This window comes from Blastococcus sp. SYSU DS0973, assembly GCF_054051055.1.
This window is the reverse complement of record NZ_JBJHAN010000002.1, coordinates 143,981-163,228: the sequence shown is the minus strand read 5'-3', so window position 1 is coordinate 163,228 and position 19,248 is coordinate 143,981. Positions and strand designations below refer to the sequence as shown.

Annotated in this window: 19 protein-coding genes and 1 tRNA gene; 14 read left to right on the top strand and 6 right to left on the bottom strand. The window is 74.8% G+C overall.

Annotated elements, in window-relative coordinates; genetic code table 11:
- Positions 1 to 6 precede the first annotated feature (6 nt).
- Together pdxH and ACI791_RS04570 are read left to right on the top strand one after the other, a co-directional pair.
- Positions 7 to 654, top strand: coding sequence for a pyridoxamine 5'-phosphate oxidase (pdxH, locus tag ACI791_RS04575; protein WP_456584959.1), 648 nt, complete (start codon positions 7 to 9; stop codon positions 652 to 654).
- Positions 651 to 1,988 carry an MFS transporter gene (locus ACI791_RS04570; RefSeq protein ID WP_456584958.1) on the top strand — a complete coding sequence of 446 codons (1,338 nt, stop codon included), beginning with the start codon at positions 651 to 653 and terminating at the stop codon, positions 1,986 to 1,988. Before pdxH ends, ACI791_RS04570 begins: the two co-directional genes overlap by 4 nt.
- Before the next feature lie 118 nt (positions 1,989 to 2,106).
- Here ACI791_RS04570 and ACI791_RS04565 read toward each other — a convergent pair whose 3' ends face one another.
- On the bottom strand, positions 2,107 to 2,790 hold the full coding sequence (locus ACI791_RS04565) for a UdgX family uracil-DNA binding protein (RefSeq protein ID WP_456584957.1): 684 nt from the start codon (positions 2,788 to 2,790) through the stop codon (positions 2,107 to 2,109).
- 142 nt (positions 2,791 to 2,932) lie between these two features.
- Between ACI791_RS04565 and ACI791_RS04560 the strand changes: the two genes are divergently transcribed.
- The 6 genes from ACI791_RS04560 to ACI791_RS04535 all read left to right on the top strand — a co-directional run bounded on the left by ACI791_RS04560 (position 2,933) and on the right by ACI791_RS04535 (position 11,081).
- Positions 2,933 to 3,850: an ABC transporter ATP-binding protein gene (locus tag ACI791_RS04560; protein WP_456584956.1), complete on the top strand. Its 918-nt coding sequence runs from the start codon at positions 2,933 to 2,935 to the stop codon at positions 3,848 to 3,850.
- Positions 3,847 to 5,037 (top strand): ABC transporter permease, encoded by a 1,191-nt coding sequence (locus ACI791_RS04555; RefSeq protein ID WP_456584955.1) that lies wholly within the window; start codon positions 3,847 to 3,849, stop codon positions 5,035 to 5,037. The genes ACI791_RS04560 and ACI791_RS04555 overlap by 4 nt, the downstream gene beginning before the upstream one ends.
- Positions 5,038 to 5,075: 38 nt before the next feature.
- Complete coding sequence (locus tag ACI791_RS04550) at positions 5,076 to 6,056, top strand: TIGR03557 family F420-dependent LLM class oxidoreductase (protein ID WP_456584954.1); 981 nt, start codon at positions 5,076 to 5,078, stop codon at positions 6,054 to 6,056.
- Between the two features lie 117 nt (positions 6,057 to 6,173).
- Complete coding sequence (locus ACI791_RS04545) at positions 6,174 to 7,070, top strand: tetratricopeptide repeat protein (protein WP_456584953.1); 897 nt, start codon at positions 6,174 to 6,176, stop codon at positions 7,068 to 7,070.
- Positions 7,071 to 7,177: 107 nt separating this feature from the next.
- Entirely contained in the window at positions 7,178 to 9,982 is a 2,805-nt protein-coding gene (ppc, locus tag ACI791_RS04540; protein ID WP_456584952.1) for a phosphoenolpyruvate carboxylase, read from the top strand.
- Entirely contained in the window at positions 9,975 to 11,081 is a 1,107-nt protein-coding gene (locus tag ACI791_RS04535) for an inositol monophosphatase family protein (RefSeq protein WP_456584951.1), read from the top strand. Before ppc ends, ACI791_RS04535 begins: the two co-directional genes overlap by 8 nt.
- On the opposite strand, the gene ACI791_RS04530 is transcribed toward ACI791_RS04535, so the two are convergent.
- Complete coding sequence (locus tag ACI791_RS04530; RefSeq protein WP_456584950.1) at positions 11,082 to 12,485, bottom strand: NADP oxidoreductase; 1,404 nt, start codon at positions 12,483 to 12,485, stop codon at positions 11,082 to 11,084. It abuts the gene before it with no gap.
- Positions 12,486 to 12,568: 83 nt separating this feature from the next.
- Between ACI791_RS04530 and ACI791_RS04525 the strand changes: the two genes are divergently transcribed.
- A complete protein-coding gene (locus ACI791_RS04525; protein ID WP_456584949.1) occupies positions 12,569 to 12,877 on the top strand; it encodes a putative quinol monooxygenase in 309 nt (102 codons plus the stop codon).
- Here the strand turns inward: ACI791_RS04525 and ACI791_RS04520 are convergent.
- The 3 genes from ACI791_RS04520 to ACI791_RS04510 are packed head-to-tail and all read right to left on the bottom strand — an operon-like array spanning position 12,874 to position 15,069.
- Positions 12,874 to 13,722, bottom strand: a complete 849-nt coding sequence (locus ACI791_RS04520; protein ID WP_456584948.1) for a hypothetical protein — start codon at positions 13,720 to 13,722, stop codon at positions 12,874 to 12,876. The genes ACI791_RS04525 and ACI791_RS04520 overlap by 4 nt on opposite strands.
- Before the next feature lie 48 nt (positions 13,723 to 13,770).
- Entirely contained in the window at positions 13,771 to 14,580 is an 810-nt protein-coding gene (locus tag ACI791_RS04515; protein ID WP_347059342.1) for an Fpg/Nei family DNA glycosylase, read from the bottom strand.
- Between the two features lie 33 nt (positions 14,581 to 14,613).
- The gene (locus tag ACI791_RS04510) at positions 14,614 to 15,069 is read right to left on the bottom strand and encodes a GNAT family N-acetyltransferase (RefSeq protein WP_456584947.1); all 456 of its coding nucleotides are present in this window, start codon (positions 15,067 to 15,069) and stop codon (positions 14,614 to 14,616) included.
- A gap of 48 nt (positions 15,070 to 15,117) precedes the next feature.
- Between ACI791_RS04510 and ACI791_RS04505 the strand changes: the two genes are divergently transcribed.
- Positions 15,118 to 15,190 (top strand) — tRNA-Arg (locus tag ACI791_RS04505).
- Here the strand turns inward: ACI791_RS04505 and ACI791_RS04500 are convergent.
- The gene (locus tag ACI791_RS04500) at positions 15,152 to 15,958 is read right to left on the bottom strand and encodes an alpha/beta fold hydrolase (protein WP_456585326.1); all 807 of its coding nucleotides are present in this window, start codon (positions 15,956 to 15,958) and stop codon (positions 15,152 to 15,154) included. The two genes, ACI791_RS04505 and ACI791_RS04500, sit on opposite strands and share 39 nt — an antisense overlap.
- Positions 15,959 to 16,192: 234 nt before the next feature.
- Between ACI791_RS04500 and ACI791_RS04495 the strand changes: the two genes are divergently transcribed.
- The 4 genes from ACI791_RS04495 to ACI791_RS04480 all read left to right on the top strand — a co-directional run bounded on the left by ACI791_RS04495 (position 16,193) and on the right by ACI791_RS04480 (position 19,236).
- Entirely contained in the window at positions 16,193 to 16,888 is a 696-nt protein-coding gene (locus ACI791_RS04495) for a response regulator transcription factor (protein ID WP_347059344.1), read from the top strand.
- 45 nt (positions 16,889 to 16,933) lie between these two features.
- Entirely contained in the window at positions 16,934 to 17,779 is an 846-nt protein-coding gene (locus tag ACI791_RS04490) for a sulfotransferase family protein (RefSeq protein WP_456584946.1), read from the top strand.
- 90 nt (positions 17,780 to 17,869) lie between these two features.
- A complete protein-coding gene (locus ACI791_RS04485) occupies positions 17,870 to 18,316 on the top strand; it encodes an SRPBCC family protein (protein WP_456584945.1) in 447 nt (148 codons plus the stop codon).
- A 62-nt stretch (positions 18,317 to 18,378) separates the two neighbouring features.
- Positions 18,379 to 19,236, top strand: coding sequence for an NAD-dependent protein deacetylase (locus tag ACI791_RS04480; RefSeq protein WP_456584944.1), 858 nt, complete (start codon positions 18,379 to 18,381; stop codon positions 19,234 to 19,236).
- Positions 19,237 to 19,248: the final 12 nt, after the last annotated feature.

Here is a 19,248-nt window from a genome sequence, read left to right as displayed (position 1 = left end):
GTCGGCGTGCCCGACCTGACCCGCATGCGCAACGACTACACGCTCGGCAGGCTGCGCGAGGAGGAGCTGGCCCCCACCTGGGTCGAGCAGTTCGACCGCTGGTTCGCCGACGCCGTCGCCGCGGAGATCCCCGAGCCCAACGCCGTCGTGGTGGCGACCGCCGACGCAGACGGAGCGCCGGACGCCCGGATCGTGCTGATGAAGGGCTATGACGCCGACGGCATCGTGTTCGGCACCAGCTACGCGTCGGCCAAGGGGGCGCAGCTGGCGGTCAACCCCCGGGCGGCGCTGGTCTTCCCGTGGCACGCGCTGCAGCGCCAGGTGCGGGTGACCGGGCGGGTGGAGCGGATCGGCGACGCGGCCTCGGACGGGCTGTGGGACCCGCGGCCGCGCGGGTCGCAAGTGGCGGCGGCCGCCTCGGTGCAGTCGACCGTCGTCGACTCCCGGCAGGAGCTCGAGCGGCGCGTGCGGCTGCTCGACGAGCAGACGCCGGAGGGCAAGCTGCCCCGGCCGGCGGCGTGGGGCGGCTACCGGGTGGTTCCGGAGCGGGTCGAGTTCTGGCAGGGCGGGAGCGACCGGCTGCACGACCGGCTGCGCTTCGTGCTCGACGAGGCCGAGGGCGGGGGCTGGCGCGTCCAGCGGCTCGTGCCGTGACGTCTCCGGTCGACCCGGGGGAGGGCGGCGCGCCGGTCGAGGAGCCGGTGCCGGAGCGGGTGCGCACGCGCGGCTGGGCCATCGACACCACACCGTTGCGCGACCCGGGGTACCGGCGGCTGTTCTGGGGCATCGCCACGACCACGATCGGCCAGCAGATGACGCTGGTGGCCGTTCCGTTCCAGGTCTACGCGCTGACCGGGTCCTCGTTCATGGTCGGCGTCACCTCGATGGTCGCGCTCGTCCCGCTCATCGTCTTCGGCCTGCTCGGCGGCGCGATCGCCGACGCCATGGACCGCCGGCGGCTGCTCGTGATCACCTCGGTCGGCGCGGCGGTCACCAGTGCGCTGTTGGCGGCGCAGGCGTTGCTGCCCGGCGGCGGGAACCTCGTCCTGCTGTGGGTGCTGACTGCCGCGGTCTCCGCCTTCACCGCGGTCAACTCCCCGGCGCGCTACGCCGTGATCCCGGCGCTCGTCGGCCCGGCCGGCGTGCCGGCGGCCAACGCCCTGGCCATGACCGTCCGGCAGATCGGCGTCGTCGCCGGCCCGCTGGTGGCCGGCCTGCTGATCGGGCTCGGTTCCCTGTTCACCGCATACGCCATCGACGCCCTGGGATTCCTTGTCGCCGTGCTGCTCCTGCGGGGGCTGCCGCCTCTGCCGCCGGGACGGGAGGCCGGCCCCATCCGGCTGAGGGCAACCGTGCACGGGGTGTGGGAGGGCTTCGCGTTCCTGCGCACCCAGCCGGTGCTGCTCATGACGTTCGTCGTCGACATCGTCGCGATGCTCTTCGCCTGGCCGCAGGCGGTGTTCCCGGAGCTGTCCGCGACCCGGTTCGAGGGCTCGCCGAACGCGCTGGGCTGGCTGTTCGCCGGCATCTCGATCGGCGCGCTGGCGATGGGGCTGACGTCGGGCTGGGTGTCCCGGATCGACCGGCAGGGCGCGGTCGTGGTCGTCTCGATCGCGGTGTGGGGCGTGGCGATCATCGGCTTCGGCTACGCCCCGACGCTGTGGCTGGCGGTGCTGTGCCTGGCCGTCGCGGGGGCGGGGGACATGGTCAGCGCGGTGCTGCGGTCGGCGATGCTGCAGCTGGCCGCGCCGGAGGAGATGCGGGGGCGGATGCAGGGTGTCTTCATCGTCGTGGTGACCGGCGGCCCCCGGCTGGGCGATCTGCGCGCCGGCGGGGTGGCCAGCGCCGCCGGCGTCACCTTCGCCATGGCCTCCGGCGGGGTCGTGGTGGTGCTGGCCATGGTCGCCGTCGCGCTGCTCGTGCCGTCGTTCTGGCTTTTCCGCGCCTCCCGGTCGACCGTCGACCGGGCCCCGGGTCCTACCGCCTGACCGCGGGGCGGGTCCGACCGAGCTCGCCCGCCCCCGAGAGTGGCGAGGTCGGCCGGACCCCGGGTCTGCATATCCGATCCTCCCCGGTCCTACCCACCGGTGATGGAACGGGGCGGAGTCAGGCCAGCGCCGCGGCGACCACCGCGAGGTCGGCGACCAGGGCGTCGTAGGCGGCCGCGCGGGCCTCGTCGGGGGTGCGCAGGATCGCCGACGGGTGCGTGGTCGCGAGGATCCAGGTCTGGTGCGGGGCGTCCTCCTCCTGGTCGGCCTCGGGCAGCGTGGCCTCGGCCGTCCGCACCCCGGGCGGGGTCCAGGGCATCAGCTGCCCGTGCTCGCGGGTGATCCGGAACGACGGCGAGATCAGCGCCTTGGCCGCTGTCGCGCCGAGGGCGACGACGACCTCCGGCTGCAGGACGACGAACTCCGCCTCCAGCCACGGCCGGCACGCCCGCAGGTGCTCGGGGCGCGGCGTCTGGTGGATCCGCCGCTTGCCCTTGACCACGTGCCCGAAGTGCTTCACGGCGTTGGTCACGTAGGTCGCCGACCGGTCGATCCCGGCATCGGTCAGCGCCTTGTCCAGCAGCCGCCCGGCGGGGCCGACGAACGGCTCCCCCCTGCGGTCCTCCTGGTCGCCGGGCTGCTCGCCGACGAACACCACCCGGGCGGTCTCCGGGCCCTCCCCGAACACGGTCTGGGTCGTCTCCTGCCACAGCTCGCAGGCGCGGCACCCGGCTGCGGCGCCGCGGAGCTGGTCCAGGCCGGCGCCGGGGGGCGGCTGGGCCACTCCGTCGTGCTCGCTCATGCCCCCGATGACACCGCACGCAGGCACCGGCCGCGAGGCGGGCGGTCACCCGCCGTTGACCTGCGGGCCGCGACATCCCACCCTGCGAGATCGTGAGGACCGCTACGGTTCGGCGCGGCAGCGCTCGACGGCAGGGGGACAGGTGCTCGAGTTCGACGGCCTCCGCAAGAGCTACGGCGACGACCAGGTGCTCGACGACGTGGGCTTCAGCGTCCGCCCGGGATCGATGTTCGGCTTCTGCGGCTCCAACGGGGCGGGGAAGACGACGACGATGCGGATCGCCATGGGGCTGGTCGTCGCCGATGCCGGCGAGGTGCGCTGGCACGGCCGGCCGCTGGACCAGCAGCTGCGCCGCCGGGTGGGCTACATGCCCGAGGAGCGCGGGCTCTACCCGAAGATGAGGGTCGGTGAGCAGATCACCTACTTCGCCCGGCTGCACGGGCTCGACGCCGCCGCCGCCGGGCGGGCGTCGGCGGAGTGGGTCGAGCGGCTGGGCCTGGGCGCCCGACGGGGTGATCCGGTCGAGAAGCTGTCCCTGGGCAACCAGCAGCGCGTCCAGCTCGCCGCCGCGCTGGTGAGCCGGCCGGAGGTGCTGATCCTCGACGAGCCGTTCTCCGGACTGGACCCGGTGGGCGTCGACTCCCTGGCCGAGGCGCTGCTGGACCAGGTGCGCACCGGCGTCCCGGTCGTCTTCTCCAGCCACCAGCTCGACCTGGTCGAGCGGCTCTGCGACTCCGTCGGCATCCTCGCCCGCGGCCGCATGGTGGCGGCCGGCACCGTCGACGCGCTGCGCCGGCGGGAGGCCGGCCGGCTGCTGCGTGTCGTCGTCCCCGACGCGGCTCCGGGCTGGGCCACCGCGCTCCCTGGCGTCCGGGTGGTCTCCGAGCAGGCGGGCGACACGCTGCTGGAGCTCGCCCCCGGCACCGACGACCAGACCGTCCTGGCGGCCGCCCTGGGCACCGGCCGGGTCGCGCACTTCGCGTGGCGCGAGCCCAGCCTGGTCGAGCTGTTCCGCGAGGCGGTCGCCGATCCGCGCACCGACGAGGAGGTGGCGGCGTGACCGTCTCGACCCGTTCTCCGGAGCAGACGCCGGGCAGCGCCGAGCTCGTGCGGCTCGTCGCCGGCCGCGAGATCTCCACCCGCCTGCGGGACAAGAACTTCATCGTCGGCGTGGTGCTGACGGTCCTGCTGCTCGTCGGGATCATGGCGTTCCAGGTGGCCATCGGCTCCGGCGCCCAGGAGAGCCGGCTCGGTGTCGTGGGCGACGCCTCGCGGCTGGGTCCGGCCGTCGAGGCGCAGGGCGAGGCAGTCGGCCTCGACGTCACCGTGGTCGAGCTCGCCGACGAGGCGGCCGGGCGGCAGGCCCTCGCGGACGAGGACGTCGACGGCGTCCTGCTTCCCGGCGCCCGCCCCGAGCTGCTGGTCGACGACCGCGACTCGACGATGGAGGCGGTGGTGAGCGCGGCGGTCAGCGGGGTCGCCGTCGGCCAGCAGCTCGCCGAGGCCGGGGTCGACCTCACCGCGGTGCCGGAGGTCGAGGTCACGGCCCTCCAGGGGGACGGCGACGAGCAGCAGGTGCTGGTCGCGATCATCGGCGTCGCGCTGCTCTACGGCCTGCTGATCCTGTTCGGCCAGTTCGTCGCGCAGGGGGTGGTCGAGGAGAAGGCCAGCCGCGTGGTGGAGCTGCTGCTGGCCACGATGCGGCCCTGGCAGCTGCTCGCCGGGAAGATCATCGGGCTGGGCGTCCTCGGCCTCGCCCAGATCGTCCTCATCGGTGTGATCGCCGTGGGTGGTGCGTTCGCCTTCGACCTCGTCGCGGTGCCCGGCGACCTCATCGGCACCGTCGTCTCCGTGGTCGCCTGGTTCGTGCTGGGATACGCCTTCTACGCGGCGGCCTTCGCCGTTGCGGCGTCCCTGGTCAGCCGGCAGGAGGACCTGGGCAGCGTGCTGACGCCGATGATGCTGCTGCTCGTGGTCGGCTTCTTCATCGGCATCCAGGCCGCCGCCGAGCCGGGCGGCACGCTCGCCGTCGTCACCTCGTACGTGCCCGGGCTCTCGCCCCTGGTCATGCCGGTCCGGCAGGCGGCGGGTGAGGCGGCGCTGTGGGAGGTGGCTCTGGCGGTCGTGCTCATGCTCGTCGCCATCGTCGCGGCGGTCCGGCTGGGCGGGCGGGTCTACGCCGGGGCTCTGCTGCGCACGAGCGGGAAGACGAAACTGCGGGAGGCGCTGCGCGGCGGTCGCGGCTGAACCGGTTGGGCGCAACCGGGCCGGGGTAGCCGCGCGGCATGGCGATGCAGCTGGGCTACACGATGATGACCGAGCAGGCCGGCCCCAAGGACCTGATGGGGCACGTGGTGGGGGCCGAGGAAGCGGGCTTCGACTTCGCGGTAAGCAGCGACCACTACTTCCCGTGGCTGGACGAGATGGGCCACTCGCCCAACGCCTGGGTCACCCTCGGCGCGGCCGCCCAGGCCACCAGCCGCATCCCGCTCATGACCTACGTGACGTGCCCGAGCTTCCGGTACCACCCGGCGGTCGTCGCGCAGCAGGCCGCCACGCTGCAGATCCTCTCCGACGGACGCTTCACGCTGGGGCTGGGCGCCGGGGAGAACCTCAACGAGCACGTCGTCGGCGCCGGCTGGCCGCCGGCCGACGTCCGCCAGGAGATGCTGGTCGAGGCCATCCAGATCATCCGGAGCCTGTTCGACGGCGACGGCTACACCAACTTCCGCGGCGAGCACTTCGACGTCGAGTCGGCCAAGCTCTGGGACCTGCCGGAGAAGCGGGTGCCGATCGGCGTCGCCTCCGGGGGCAAGCAGGCGTCCACGATCGCCGGGGAGCACGCCGACGCGCTCATCGCCACCGAGCCCAAGCCCGGGCTGGTGGAGCAGTTCGACGCCGCCGGCGGCACGGGCAAGCCGCGGATCGCCCAGATGCCGATCAGCTTCGGCACCGACAAGGCCGCCGCCATCAACCGGGCGCACGCCCTCTTCCGCTGGTTCGGCCTGGGCTGGAAGGTCAACTCCGAGCTCCCCGGCCCGACGGCCTTCGACGCCGCCAGCCAGTTCGTCCGCGAGGAGGACGTGGAGGGCAGCATCCCGTGCGGGGACGACGTCGAGGCGGTGATCGCGGGTGCGAAGGAATACGCCGACGCCGGCTTCACCCACCTGGCGCTGGTGCAGATCGGCGGCGACCAGCAGCAGCCCTACCTCGAGTGGGCCCGGCGCGACCTCATGCCGGCCTGGCGTGAGGCGTTCGGCAGCTGATCTCCGGGCCCGGGGACAGCTGATCGGGTGACCGGAGACCCCCGGGCCGCTCCCTTGGGGTGAGGTTCCCGCGCAGAGGGGCGCGCGAGCGGTCATGGCGCCGCGATCATCGACGTCATGACCGAGGACCTGGACGGGCGGCTGCGGCGGCTGCTCGGCTCCGACGACGCCGACGCCGACGCCGACGCCGACGCCGACGCCGACGCCGACGCGCTGATCGACCTCGGCTGCGACCTGGCCGACGCCGGCCGGCAGACCGACGCCGAGCACTGCTTCCGGCGCGCCTTCGACCTCGGTGACTCGATGGCCGCGTTCAACCTCGGGAACTCCCTCGCCGCCCAGAACCGCTGGGCCGAGGCGGTGGACGCCTACGAGACCGCCCTGCGCGGCGGCGAGGCCGACGCCTGGCGCAACCTCGGCCTGGTGCTGGAGGACCTCGGCGACCTGGCCGGCGCGATGCGCGCCTACCGGGGCGCCGCGGCCGCCGGCGACCTGGAGGGCGGGCTGCAGCTGGCCTTCCTGCTGCGGGAGCAGGGCGAGCGGGAGCAGGCGATGGCGGTGGCGGAGGAGTTCGCCGCTGCCGGTGACGAGGAGGCGGCGGCCGTCGTCGCCTGCTGGCGTTGGTGCTCGACGCTGGACCCGGCCCTGGAGGACGCGCTGCGCGCCGGCCAGCACCACTTCCCGGCCGCCCGCGCCGACCTGGCGCACCTGCTGCGCGAGACCGGCCGCTCGGCCGAGGCCCGTGCGGTGCTGGAACGCGGCGCCAAGCTGGGGGAGCAGGTGGCCTGGCTGCCGCTGGGCAACCTCTACCGCGAGGAGCTGGGCGACGAGGAGGCAGCCGAGGAGGCCTACCGCAGCGGCATCGCCGCCGGTGATCCGTACTGCCACCAGAACCTGGCGGTGCTGCTGGCCGACCGCGGCGATCTGGAGGGCGCCGTCGAGCAGTTCCGGCTCGGCGCCGAGGCCGGGGACCAGCTGGCCGCCCAGTGCCTGCGGGAGCTCGAGCTGGACTGAAGAAGGACCCCGCCCCCCTCACCCTTCGCGAGCTCAGGGCGAGCCTCCGGACGGGGCCGTTGCGGGCAGGACATGAACGTGACACCTGCGTCCCCGATACTCGGGATGTGTCCGAAGCCACGGTTGACGTCGCCGATCTCCGCCACCACGGGTCCTCCGGTCCCGGGGACCGCGCCGACGACGAGCCGCTGCGCGCGGACATCCGGCTGCTGGGCCGCGTCCTCGGCGAGGTGATCGGCGAGCAGGCCGGCCCCGACGTGCTGGAGCTGGTCGAGTCCACCCGCGTGGAGGCCTTCCGCATCCGCCGCTCGGAGGTCGACCGGGCCGACCTCGCCCGCCGGCTGGCCGGGCTCGACGTGCGGTCGGCCAACCACCTGATCCGCGCGTTCAGCCACTTCTCCGTGCTGGCCAACCTGGCCGAGGACATCCACCACGAACGCCGCCGCCGGCACCACCGGCGCGCCGGGTCCCCGCCGCAGCAGGGCAGCCTGGCGGCGTCCTTCGCGCTGCTCGACCAGGCGGACATCCCGGTCGACACGGTGGCCCGCGAGCTCGCCGGCGCCCTGGTCTGCCCGGTGGTCACCGCGCACCCCACCGAGGTCCGCCGCAAGACCGTGTTCCAGGTGCAGCGCCAGGTCAGCCGGCTGATCCGGGAACGGGACCGCGCGGGCGACGGCGACGGCGACGCCGACTGGTCCGCGCAGCTGTGGCGCTCGGTGCTCACCCTCTGGCAGACGGCTCTGCTGCGGCTGTCCCGGCTGCGGCTGCAGGACGAGATCGACGAGGCGCTGCGCTACTACGAGCTGTCGCTGTTCGACGTCATACCTGCCATCAACGCCGAGCTCCGGCAGGCCGTCGAGCAGCGCTGGCCCGGCGCCGGGGTGCTGCGCCGGCCGATGCTGCTGCCCGGCTCGTGGATCGGCGGGGACCGGGACGGCAACCCCTTCGTCACCGCCGAGGCGCTGCGCCGGGCCACCACCCGGCAGGCGGAGACGGCGCTGGGCCACCACCTGGCGGAGCTCGCGCAGCTGCGCAGCGAGCTTTCCATGTCCGACCGGCTGGTCACGCCCACCCCGCAGCTGTACTCGCTGGCCGAGGCCTCGCGCGACGACTCCCCGTTCCGCGCCGACGAGCCCTACCGGCGGGCGCTGACCGGGATCTCCGCGCGGCTGGCGGCCACCGCCGTCCGGGTGCTGGGCTCCGTTCCCGGCGGCGCCGAGGCCGCTGGCATCCTCCCGCCCTACGAGAGCCCCGACGAACTGCGCGCCGACCTCGACGTCGTCGACACCTCGCTGCGCAGCCACGGCGCCGGGCCGCTCGCCGACGACCGGCTGCTGCGGCTGCGGGGGGCGGTCGAGGTCTTCGGCTTCCACCTGTGCGGGCTGGACCTCCGGCAGAACTCCGCCGTCCACGAGCAGGTGGTCGCCGAGCTGCTGGCCTGGGCGGGGGTGTGCGAGGACTACGCATCCCTCGACGAGCCGGCGCGGGTGGCGCTGCTGGCCGGCGAGCTGACGCTGCGCCGGCCGCTGGTGCGCCCGGACGCCGAGCTGTCGGAGGAGACCCGCAAGGAGCTCGACGTCCTGCTCGCCGCCGCCGACCAGGTGGCGCTGCTGGGCCCGCGGACCATTCCCAACTACGTGATCAGCATGTGCGGGTCGGTGAGCGACGTGCTGGAGGTCGCGGTCCTGCTCAAGGAGGTCGGTCTGCTCGACCCGGCCGGTGCCGACGGCCCCACCTGCCCGGTGGGCATCTCGCCGCTGTTCGAGACGATCGACGACCTGCAGGCCGCCGCCACCACGCTCGGCGCCGTCCTCGACCAGCCGCTCTACCGCTCGCTCGTCGCCGCCCGGGGCGACGCGCAGGAGGTCATGCTGGGCTACTCCGACAGCAACAAGGACGGCGGCTACCTCGCCGCCAACTGGGCGTTGTACCGGGCCGAGCTGGACCTGGTGGAGGTCGCCCGACGCGAGGGCATCCGGCTGCGGCTGTTCCACGGCCGCGGCGGCACCGTCGGCCGCGGGGGCGGCCCCAGCTACGAGGCGATCCGGGCCCAGCCGCCGGGCGCGGTGGCCGGCGCCCTGCGCATCACCGAGCAGGGGGAGGTGATCGCCGCCAAGTACGCCGACCCCGACCTCGCCCGCCGCAACCTCGAGGCCATGGTCGCCGCCACCCTGGAGTCCACCCTGCTGGACGTCGAGGGCCTCGGCGACGACGCCGAGGAGGCCTACGCGCTGCTCGACGACCTCGCGGCCCGCGCCCGGCAGGCCTACCGGGAGCTGGTGCACGAGACGCCCGGCTTCGTGCAGTGGTTCCGGGCGGCCACCCCGATCGGGGAGCTGGCCGAGCTGAACATCGGCAGCCGGCCGCCGTCGCGCAAGGCCGGCGACTCGATCGCCGACCTGCGCGCGATCCCGTGGGTGTTCAGCTGGTCGCAGACCCGAATCATGCTGCCCGGCTGGTACGGCACCGGATCGGCGCTGGAGTCGTGGGTGGACGGCTCCGAGGAGCGGCTGGAGCGGCTGCGCGACCTGCACCGGCGGTGGCCGTTCTTCCGCACCGTGCTGTCGAACATGGGCATGGTCCTGGCCAAGACGGACCTGGGGCTGGCCGCCCGGTACGCGGAGCTGGTGCCCGACGAGGAGCTGCGGGCCCGGGTCTTCGACCGGATCACCGAGGAGCACGGGCGCACCTGCCGGATGGCGCTGGCCATCACCGGCGACGACGACCTGCTGGCCGACAATCCGGCGCTCGCCCGCTCGATCCGCAACCGGTTCCCGTACCTGGAGCCGCTGCACCACCTGCAGGTCGAGATGCTGCGGCGCCGGCGCAGCGGCGAGGACGACGAGCTCACCAGCCGCAACATCCAGCTGACGATCAACGGGATCGCGACCGCACTGCGCAACAGTGGCTGAGCGCTGGTTCCTGCGTCGGCCCGCACCGGACGGTGACCACCTGCGGGTGGCGGTCGGCGGCGCCGACGTGCGGGCCGCGGCGCTCACCCTGGGGATGCCGCCCGCCGGGCTGGCGCCGGCGGTGCACGACCCGCGGTTGCGGGCGCTGCTGGGCGGCGGGCAGGCCGCGCTGGTGCGACGGCAGTGGCATCCGGACGGCTACGCCGAGGCGGTCGTGCTCCGGCGCACGGGCGTTCCCCTGGACCACCCGGCAGTGCGCGCGCTGGCCGCCGGGTGGGGCTGCGAACGGGCCCGGCTGGGCAGCACCGACCGGTCGATCGCCGTCCCGGCGCCCGGGCCCGACGCGGCCGAGGCCGACCGGTTCCGCCACCTGGCGGCGCTGGCCGCGACCCGGGTGGAGATCGCGGTGGCGCTCGCCCGCGACAGCGGCGAGGAGCGCACCAAGGGCGACGGCAGCCCGTCGATCGCCGCGGACGAGGCCGCACACGCTGCCGCCGTGGAGGTGCTGGGCCCGCTTGGGATCACCGTGCTGAGCGAGGAGCGGCGGGACCGCCCGGTCGGCGCCGGCGAGCCGTGGATCGTGCTGGACCCCCTCGACGGCACCGGCAACTTCTCCGCGGGGCTGCCGCCGTGGGCGTTCTCGGCGGCGCTGGTGCGCGACGGCGTCCCGGTCGCCGGTCTGGTGGCCGACCTGGCCGCGGGGCGGCGGTGGACCGGGCTGGGCGGGGTGGGCGCCGAGCGCGACGCGGTGCCGATCTCCCCGCGGCCCGGCAGCACCGTGGTGGTGCCGAGCGGGCCCGGGGGCGGGGCGGTCGCCGTCCCCTCGACGGCGCGCCGGGTCCGGGTGACCGGCTGCACCGCCGTCGACCTGTGCCTGGTGGCCGACGGCTCGGCCATGGCCTGGCACGACCTCGACCGCAGCGGCACCCACGTGCACGACGTCGCCGGTGGCCTGGCGGTGCTACTGGCGGCGGGCGGGGTGGCGCGCACCGGCGACGGGCGGCCGCTCTCGCTGGACCCGGACACCGACGGGCTGATCCGGTTCGTGGCCGCCGGGTCGGCCGGGGCCGCCGAGGAGCTGATCCGCGCGGTGAGCTAGCTAGCCCACCGTGGCCGCGCGGACGGCGGCCATCAACGTCTCCCGCTCGTGCAGCGTGGTCCGTGCCCGGCCGCGGGTGGCGCCCAGGGCCTGCTCGGCGGCGTCGATCGCGCGCCAGTCGTCGAGCAGCACCGGTTCCGCGCCTCGGGCCTGGAGGGTGTGCACGAGGTCGTCGACCGGCCCCCGCACGCGCAGCGTGCCGTCCGCGGCGTCGGCCAGGAGCCCCGCGACGGTCTCCCGCGCGTCGTGCTTGTTGTGCCCGACCACGCCGCTGGGACCCCGTTTGATCCACCCGGCGACGTACTCGCCGGCTGAGGGACGGCCGTCGCGCAGCACCCGCCCGATGCCGTCGTGGGAAACGGTCCCGGTGCGCTCGTCGACCGGCAGCCCGGGCAGCGGCGACCCGAGGTAGCCCACCGACCGCACCACCAGGTCGGCCGGGACCACCTCGAACCGGCCGGTGCCGATCGCCCGGCCGTCCCCGTCGACGGCGGTGCGCTCCACCTCGACGCCGGTGACCCGGTCGGTGCCCAGCAGCCGCACCGGCCGCGCGTAGAAGCGCAGCCGCACGCGGGTACGGCCGGCCTCGGGCACGTGGCGCGACCAGTCGCGCAGCACCTTGAGGTTGCGGCTGGCGTTCCGGTCGGTGGCCGCGCGCGCCTCGGCGTCGGCGTCGAGCTCGAGGTCGGCGGGGTCGACCAGCACCGTGGCCGCGGCCAGCTCGCCGAGCTCGCGCAGCTCCTGGGTGGTGAAGGTGGCCTGTGCCGGGCCGCGGCGGCCGAGCACGGTGACCTCCTCCACCGGCGCGGCGGCGAGCACGTCGATGACGTGCTGCGGCATGTCGGTGGGCTCCAGCTCCTCGGCGGTGCGGGCGAGGATCCGGCCGACGTCGAGCGCGACGTTGCCCACCCCGATCACCACGGCCGACCGGACGCCGGCGAGGGCCGCCTCCACGGTGGCGCGGTCGGCGTCGGGGTGCCCGGTGTACCAGGCCACCACGTCGGTGGCCGCCAGGCTGCCGGGCAGCTCCTCGCCCTCGATGCCCAGGTGCCGGTCGAGGGCGGCGCCGTAGGTGTAGACGACGGCGTCGACGTGCGCGCGCAGCTCGGCCAGGGTGAGGTCCGTGCCGACCTCCACGTTGCCGACGAACCGGACCAGTGGGTGGTCGAGACTGCGGTGCAGGGTGTCGCGGATGGCCCGCATCTTCGGGTGGTCGGGGGCGATGCCGTGGCGGACGAGGCCGAACGGTGTCGGCAGCCGGTCGACCAGGTCGACGGCGACGGGGATCTCGCTCTGCCGGGTGAGCGCGTCGGCGGCGTAGATGCCGGCGGGGCCGGCGCCCACGATGGCGACCCGCAGCGGGGCGCCGATGGTCGGGGGAGGGGGAGCGCTGTCGTCGACCACGACTGGCATCCTGACCCGACCGGGGCCGCTCCACCAGAGCAATTGCCCGGGCCGTCCCGTTCCCGCTGCCCCAGGAGGCATCCGTGTCCGTCGTCGTCGTCGCCACCATCACCCCGAAGCCGGACGCGGTGGACGCCGTCCGGGAGGCGATCCTCGCCGCCGTGCCGAAGGTGCACGCCGAACCCGGGTGCGAGCTCTACGCCCTGCACGAGGCCGACGGCGTCTTCGTGATGGTGGAGCGGTGGGAGAGCCCCGAGGCGCTGCGCGCGCACGGCAAGGCCGAGGCCCTCACCACCCTGGGTGCGACGCTGGCCGACAAGCTGGCCGCCCCGCTGGACGTGCGCCGGCTCGCCGCCTGTCCGGCCGGGGACCCGGACAAGGGCGCGATCTAGCCCCGGGCGGGCGCTTCGCGGCAGGCGTGGTCGTGGTCGAGGTCGTCCTCGACGTACTGGACCAGGGCCACGCCGCCGCCGGGCACCAGCGGGTCGTCGTCGCAGGCGGTGCGGGCGTCCGCGCGGTCGTCGGCCCCGGCGAGCCAGCTGTCGAGGCCGGCCAGGTTGCTCTCCCCGGGCACCTCGCCGACGATCCGGCGCCACTGGTGGCCGGTCGAGTACACGCCTACCCGGCCGCCCCGGTCGGTGAGGTACTCGGTCATGCCCTCGAGCGTCGCGCGGTTGCGCTCGAGGGCGTCACCGGACCCCGACTGCCAGGTGTTCGTGGTCTCGACGTCCAGCCACCAGGTGTAGTGCTCCGGCCGGCTGTCCAACTGCACCGCCTGGGTGGCGGGCCGGAAGAACGACTGGACGCTGGTGCGCGCCCGTTCCCAGCCGTACTGCCAGCTGCAGGCCGTGGAGTTGGCGCCGTCGCAGTCGCCGTAGGGCGTCTCCCCGGCGGACGGCCACGTGGTGACCAGGCCGCGCACCTGGCCGGGGTTGGCGGTGTTGAGGTACAGCTGCAGCGGCGGCTGACCGGGCACCGCGCCCGACGAGCCCACCGCCCACTCCAGCTGCTCGGACAGGCAGGGGTTGGTGCGGGTGGCCAGCCCGCCGTTGACCCCGACGACGGCGAACGCGGCGTCGCCGGGCAGGTCGGTGCCGCACTGCGGGTAGGAGACGTCGTAGCCGGTGCTGCGCGAGGACTCGCTCCGCTCCACGGGGGCGGCCGAGGCCGCGGCGGGGACGCCCAGCAGGCCGGCCACCGCGGTCAGCGTGGTGGTCCATCGTGACCGGCGCCTCATCCTTCCCGACGGTACACGCGAGGAAGGGCGTCGAGGCGGAGCCGCAGGTCAGACGGCCTGGCAGACCGGGCACCAGTAGAGATTGCGCCCGGCCATCACCTGGGTGCGGATCTCGGTGCCGCAGAGCCGGCACGGCAGGCCCGTGCGGCGGTAGACGTAGTGCGCGTCCTCCCGCCGGACCGCGCCGCTGCGCCGGGAGCGGTCCTCGGGCCGGGTGGTGACGATCCGGCCCATCCGGACGCCGCTCCGCAGCAGGGTGACCAGGTCCCGCCACATCGCCGCCCACAGGTCGGCGTCGACCTGCCGGCCAGGGCGGAACGGCGAGACGCGGTGCCGGAAGAGCACCTCGGCCCGGTACACGTTCCCGACGCCGGCCAGCACCGACTGGTCCATCAGCAGGGCACCGATGGCGGTGCGGCTGCCGGCGATGCGCCGGTGGGCGGCGGTGCCGTCGGCGCGGGGGCGGAGCGGGTCGGGGCCCAGCCGGTCCAGGATCCGGTCCACCTCGGGGGTGGCCAGGACCTCGCAGGCGGTGGGCCCGCGCAGGTCGGTCCACACGCCGGCGCCGTCGGGCCCGTCGGCCTCCCAGCGCATCCGCAGCGCACCCTTCGCCGGGGGCGGCGTGCCGGCGCCGGTGGTGAAGCTGCCGTAGAGGCCCAGGTGCACATGCAGGCTGTCGCCGCCGAAGCGCGCGAAGAGGTGCTTGCCGTAGGAGAAGACCTCGTCGAGCACCCGGCCGTCGAGCAGACCGGCGCCGGCCTCGAAACGCCCCTGCGGGCTCGTGACGTGCACCGGCCGGCCGGCGAACAGCAGCTGCTGCTCGCGCGCGAGGCGGAACAGGGTGTGGCCCTCGGGCATCCGCGCAGCCTAGGTGGCCCCGCAGAACGGCGCTCAGTGGTCGGCGGTCTCCAGCCCGAAGTGCGGGCGGTCGTCGACGGCCACCAGGTGGGTCAGCTCCGGGTGCTGCTGGATGTAGCGGCGGACGAAGGAGCAGTACGGCAGCACGGTCAGCCCGCGCTCGCGGGCAGCGTCGAGCACGCCGGCGACGAGCGTCGTCCCGATGCCCTGGCCGCCCACGGACGGGTCCACCTCGGTGTGCGGGAGGGTCATCTGCCCGTTCTCCACGTGGTAGCTGGCCAGTCCGACGACGCGCTCGCCCTGCCGGACTTCGAAGCGTCCCCGTTCGGGGACGTCGACCACCGTGGTCTCCATCGTTCGTCCACCCTCCCTGGGCTCCGGCGTCGGTGCCGGAACTCGGCATGCGTCCCAGCACGGTAACCCGCTGGAACCGCGCCGTCTCTCCTCCGTACGGGCGAGTCGGGTGCAGCGCGGGTTCCACCAGGCCACCCGCTAGCCTCTCGGCGAAGGTCCGGGCGCGGGTCAGACCGCGCCGAGGCCCCCGTAGCTCAGGGGATAGAGCATCGGTTTCCTAAACCGTGTGTCGCAGGTTCGAATCCTGCCGGGGGCACGTCGAGCGCGCCGAGGCATTCCCGGCGGCTCGGTCGGGGAGCTCCCGGCCGCGGGCGGCGGTCTGCTCGACGATCCGGACGATCGTCCCGGGCCGGTCCGAATGGGGCGCGTGACCGGCGGCCAGCAGCGGGCGGAACCGGGAGCCCGGGATCCAGGGCAGGTAGCGGACGGTCTGGCCGGAGCTGATCCAGTCGGCGGCGCCCTGTACCAGGGTGACCGGGCACCCGATCCGGTCCATGCCGCGGGGGACGTCGAGCAGCAGCGCCCAGAGCAGGATCCGCCAGTAGTCGCGGGAGTCGGCGAACCCCTCGCGGGCGCCGATCGCCTCGTCGCGCCGGGTCGCCCACGGACGGGCCTTGAGCGGGAACAGCATCGCCGCCCGGCCGACGGCGGAGCGGGAGAGCGGCTCCACCAGCGGCTGCGCGGTGCGCATGACGACCCGGGCGAGCGCCATGCCGCTGCCCTGGACGACGCGCTCGGGCAGGACGTTCAGCCCGGACGGGCCGATGGCGACCACCGAGCGGGCGCGGCCGCGACGGGCGAGCTCCAGCGCGAGCCGGGCGCCCAGGGAGTTGCCGAGCACGTGCACCCGCTGGAGTCCCGCCTCGTCCAGGGTGCGTTCCACCGCGTCGGTGAGCGCGGCGACGGTCGGGCGCTCGGGCAGGTGCGGCGAGCGGCCGGTGCCCGGGAGGTCGACGTTGAGCACGTCGAAGCGCTCGGCCAGGGCGGGGACGACGGCGGTGAAGTCGCGGTGCGAGCTGCCCATGCCGTGCATCAGGAGCAGAGGCTCGCCCGATCCGGATCGGGATCCCCACAGCAGCGGTGCGGTCATCGTCCGGTCGTACCCGCCGGGACGCCAGCCGTGGCGTGACGTGCACCACCGGGGGTGCGGTCCGCGAGCGCCGTGTCCGCTGCCGGGAAACTGCTGCTCAAGCACTGGGTTCACACGGTCGATGGAATGCAGGTCAGGTCGTCACCCCACGTGAGCGGAGCAACCAGCGTGTCCATCCCCAGTGCCGCCGTCACCCGGGTTCTCGTCCTCGCCGATGCGCCGGTCCTGCGTCGCGGCCTCGTCGGCATGATCGACGAGACCGCCGGCATGCAGTCCGTCGGCGCGCCCGGGGAGACCCGGCGGGCGGTCCCGCTGGCCGAGTCCGCCCGCCCCGACGCCGTCGTCGTCGAGCTCGGGGCCGGACGCGGCGCCACGCTGAACGCCTGCCGCGACCTGCGGCGCCGTTTCCCGCGGGCGGCGATCGTCGCCGTGTCGACCTCCGAGGACGCGGCCGTGGTCAACGAGGCGCTGGCCGCCGGCATCCGCGGCTACCTGCTGATGAACACCTCCGCGACCCTCCTCGGCTGGGCGATCCTGGCCGCCCGCGCCGGGCGCACGGTCGTCGACCCGCAGATCCGCCGGGTCGAGGGCGGCGCCGCGCCGGTGGGCCGCGAGCTGACCCCCGAGGTGCCGCTGACCCGACGCGAGTCCGACGTCCTCGACGAGCTGATCCTCGGCCAGTCGAACCGGAAGATCGGCGAGAACCTCTTCATCTCCGAGGACACCGTGAAGTCCCACGTCAAGGCCATCCTGCGCAAGCTCGGCGCCCGCGACCGGGCGCATGCGGTCTCCATGGTCCTGTCGGCCCGCAACGGCTGCACCTGCGGCGCGCACAGCCTGACCGCCGCGCCCGTCGAGGTCTGACCCGGGCAGGCGGCGAGCACCCCGGGGTGGCGCTAGGTTGCCCCGATGCGTCGTCCGACCGTCGACAGCGGCGGTGCCCGTGCGCAGGTGCAGCGGCTGTTCGTCGTCGGCTGCCCGCGGTCGGGCACCACGCTGCTGCAGTCCTTCCTGGCCGCCCACCCCGACGTCCACTCGTTTCCGGAGACGCACTTCTTCTACCGGCTGCGGGCCGCCGGTGACCGCGCCGAGCGGGGGCTGATCGGCGCCGAGCTCGCGGCGGACCTGCCCCAGGTCGCCCGTTTCCTGGGCCGGCCCGGTCTGCCCTGGCCGGTCCCCCCGACCGTGCGGTCCGTGGCCGGTTCGTTCGTGGCGACCGCGGACGAGGTGACCAGGGACGCGGGCCGCACCGCATGGGTGGAGAAGACCCCGGCCAATCTCTACGCGATCGACCTCATCGAGCACCTCGTGCCCGGTGCGCGCGTCCTGCACATCGTCCGGGACGGTGCCGACGTGGTCACCAGCCTCTGCGCCGTGGCCGGCGGCTGGGGCAGCACCTACACCGTCGACCAGGCCCTCGACCTGTGGAGCGAGTGCGTCGCCCTCACCGCAGCGCACCGCGACCGGCCGGGCCACCACGTCGTCTCCTACGCCGACCTCGCTCAGCAGCCCGAGCCCACGCTGCGGGCCACCTGCTCGGCGGTCGGGCTGGAGTACTCCCCGGCGATGGTCGAGGGCCGGGCCGCCGCCGCGCGCGGCCTGATCAAGGACTTCGAGCACTGGAAGGGCGACAACGTCGGTCCGCTGCGGAACCGCCCGCGCGAGAGGTTCGCGCAGGCGTTCGACGCCGCGACCCGCCGTCGGATCGAGGCGCGGGTGGGCGCCGTGCAGCTGCCGGAGGCCGCCGTCCGCTGAGCCGTGGAGCCCGGCCGGGCGGGCCCCTGCGGGTTCCCGTGCTGGGCCACGGTGGGCACAGCCGGTCCACCGGCGGGCAGGATGGGTGGCATGGGTCAGGTCGTCGCCACCACCGAACGGGTCCTTCGCGCACCGGCGGACGTCGTCCGTGCCGCGCTCGCCGACTACGCCGTCACCCGGCCGCAGGTGCTGCCCGAGCAGTACAGCGACTACCGGGTGGACGCCGGCGGGCAGGGCGCCGGCACGAGGGTGCACTGGCGTCTGCAGGCCACCTCCAAGCGGGTGCGCGAACAGGACGTCGTCGTCACCGAGACCCCGGACGGGGCGCTCGTGGAGACCGACACCAACTCCACCATGGTGACCACCTGGACCGTCTCCGGCGCCGACGCCGGAGTCAGCACGGTGCGGGCCCGCACCACCTGGACCGGCGCCAGCGGGATCGGCGGCTTCTTCGAGCGCACGTTCGCCCCGAAGGGGCTGGCCCGCATCCAGGACGCCATGCTGACCCGGCTCGAGCAGGTGCTCTCCGCTCGCTGACCGGGAGGCCCGGGCGACCGGTGCCGGCGGCGCATCCGCCGTTCGGCAGGGACGATGGGCGGGTGACCCTCGCACCACCCGCCGTCCCGGGGGCCGGCGCCGCGCTGGACGCCCTCGCCGACCTCGTCGCCGACGGAGACGTCGTGGTCCTGTCCGGGGCGGGTCTCTCCACCGACTCCGGCATCCCCGACTACCGGGGCGCCACCGGCAGCCTGCGCCGGCACACCCCGATGACGTACCAGACGTTCACCCGCGACCCGCTCGGCCGGCACCGCTACTGGGCCCGCAGCTTCGTGGGCTGGCGGCAGATGCGCGCGGCCCGGCCCAACGACGGGCACCGCGCGGTCGCCGCGCTGCAGGAGGCCGGGCTGCTGTCCGGCGTCGTCACGCAGAACGTCGACGGACTGCACCAGGCCGGCGGCGCCCGGGACGTCGTCGAGCTGCACGGCGGGCTGGACCGCACCGTCTGCCTGGCCTGCGGCGACGTCGCCGACCGCGCGGCGCTGGACGAGCGGCTGCGGGACGCGAACCCGCACTTCGGGCCACGGGTAGATGAGATCAACCCCGACGGCGACGCCGAGCTCCCCGACGACGTGCTGGACGGCTTCGTGATGGTCGACTGCCTGGCCTGCGGGGCCGGGCCGCTCAAGCCCGACGTCGTCTTCTTCGGTGAGACGGTGCCCCGCGACCGGGTCGACCACTGCTTCTCCCTGGTGGAGGACGCCGGCAGCCTGCTGGTGCTCGGGTCCTCCCTCACCGTCATGAGCGGCTACCGCTTCGTGCTGCGGGCGGCCAAGCTGGGCATCCCGGTGGGGATCGTCAACGTCGGCGCCACCCGCGGTGACGCGAAGGCCGACGTGCGGGTCGACGCACCGCTGGGCGGGGTCCTGCCGGCGCTGGCGGCCCGCCTGGCCACGTGAGCCGGGAGGTCC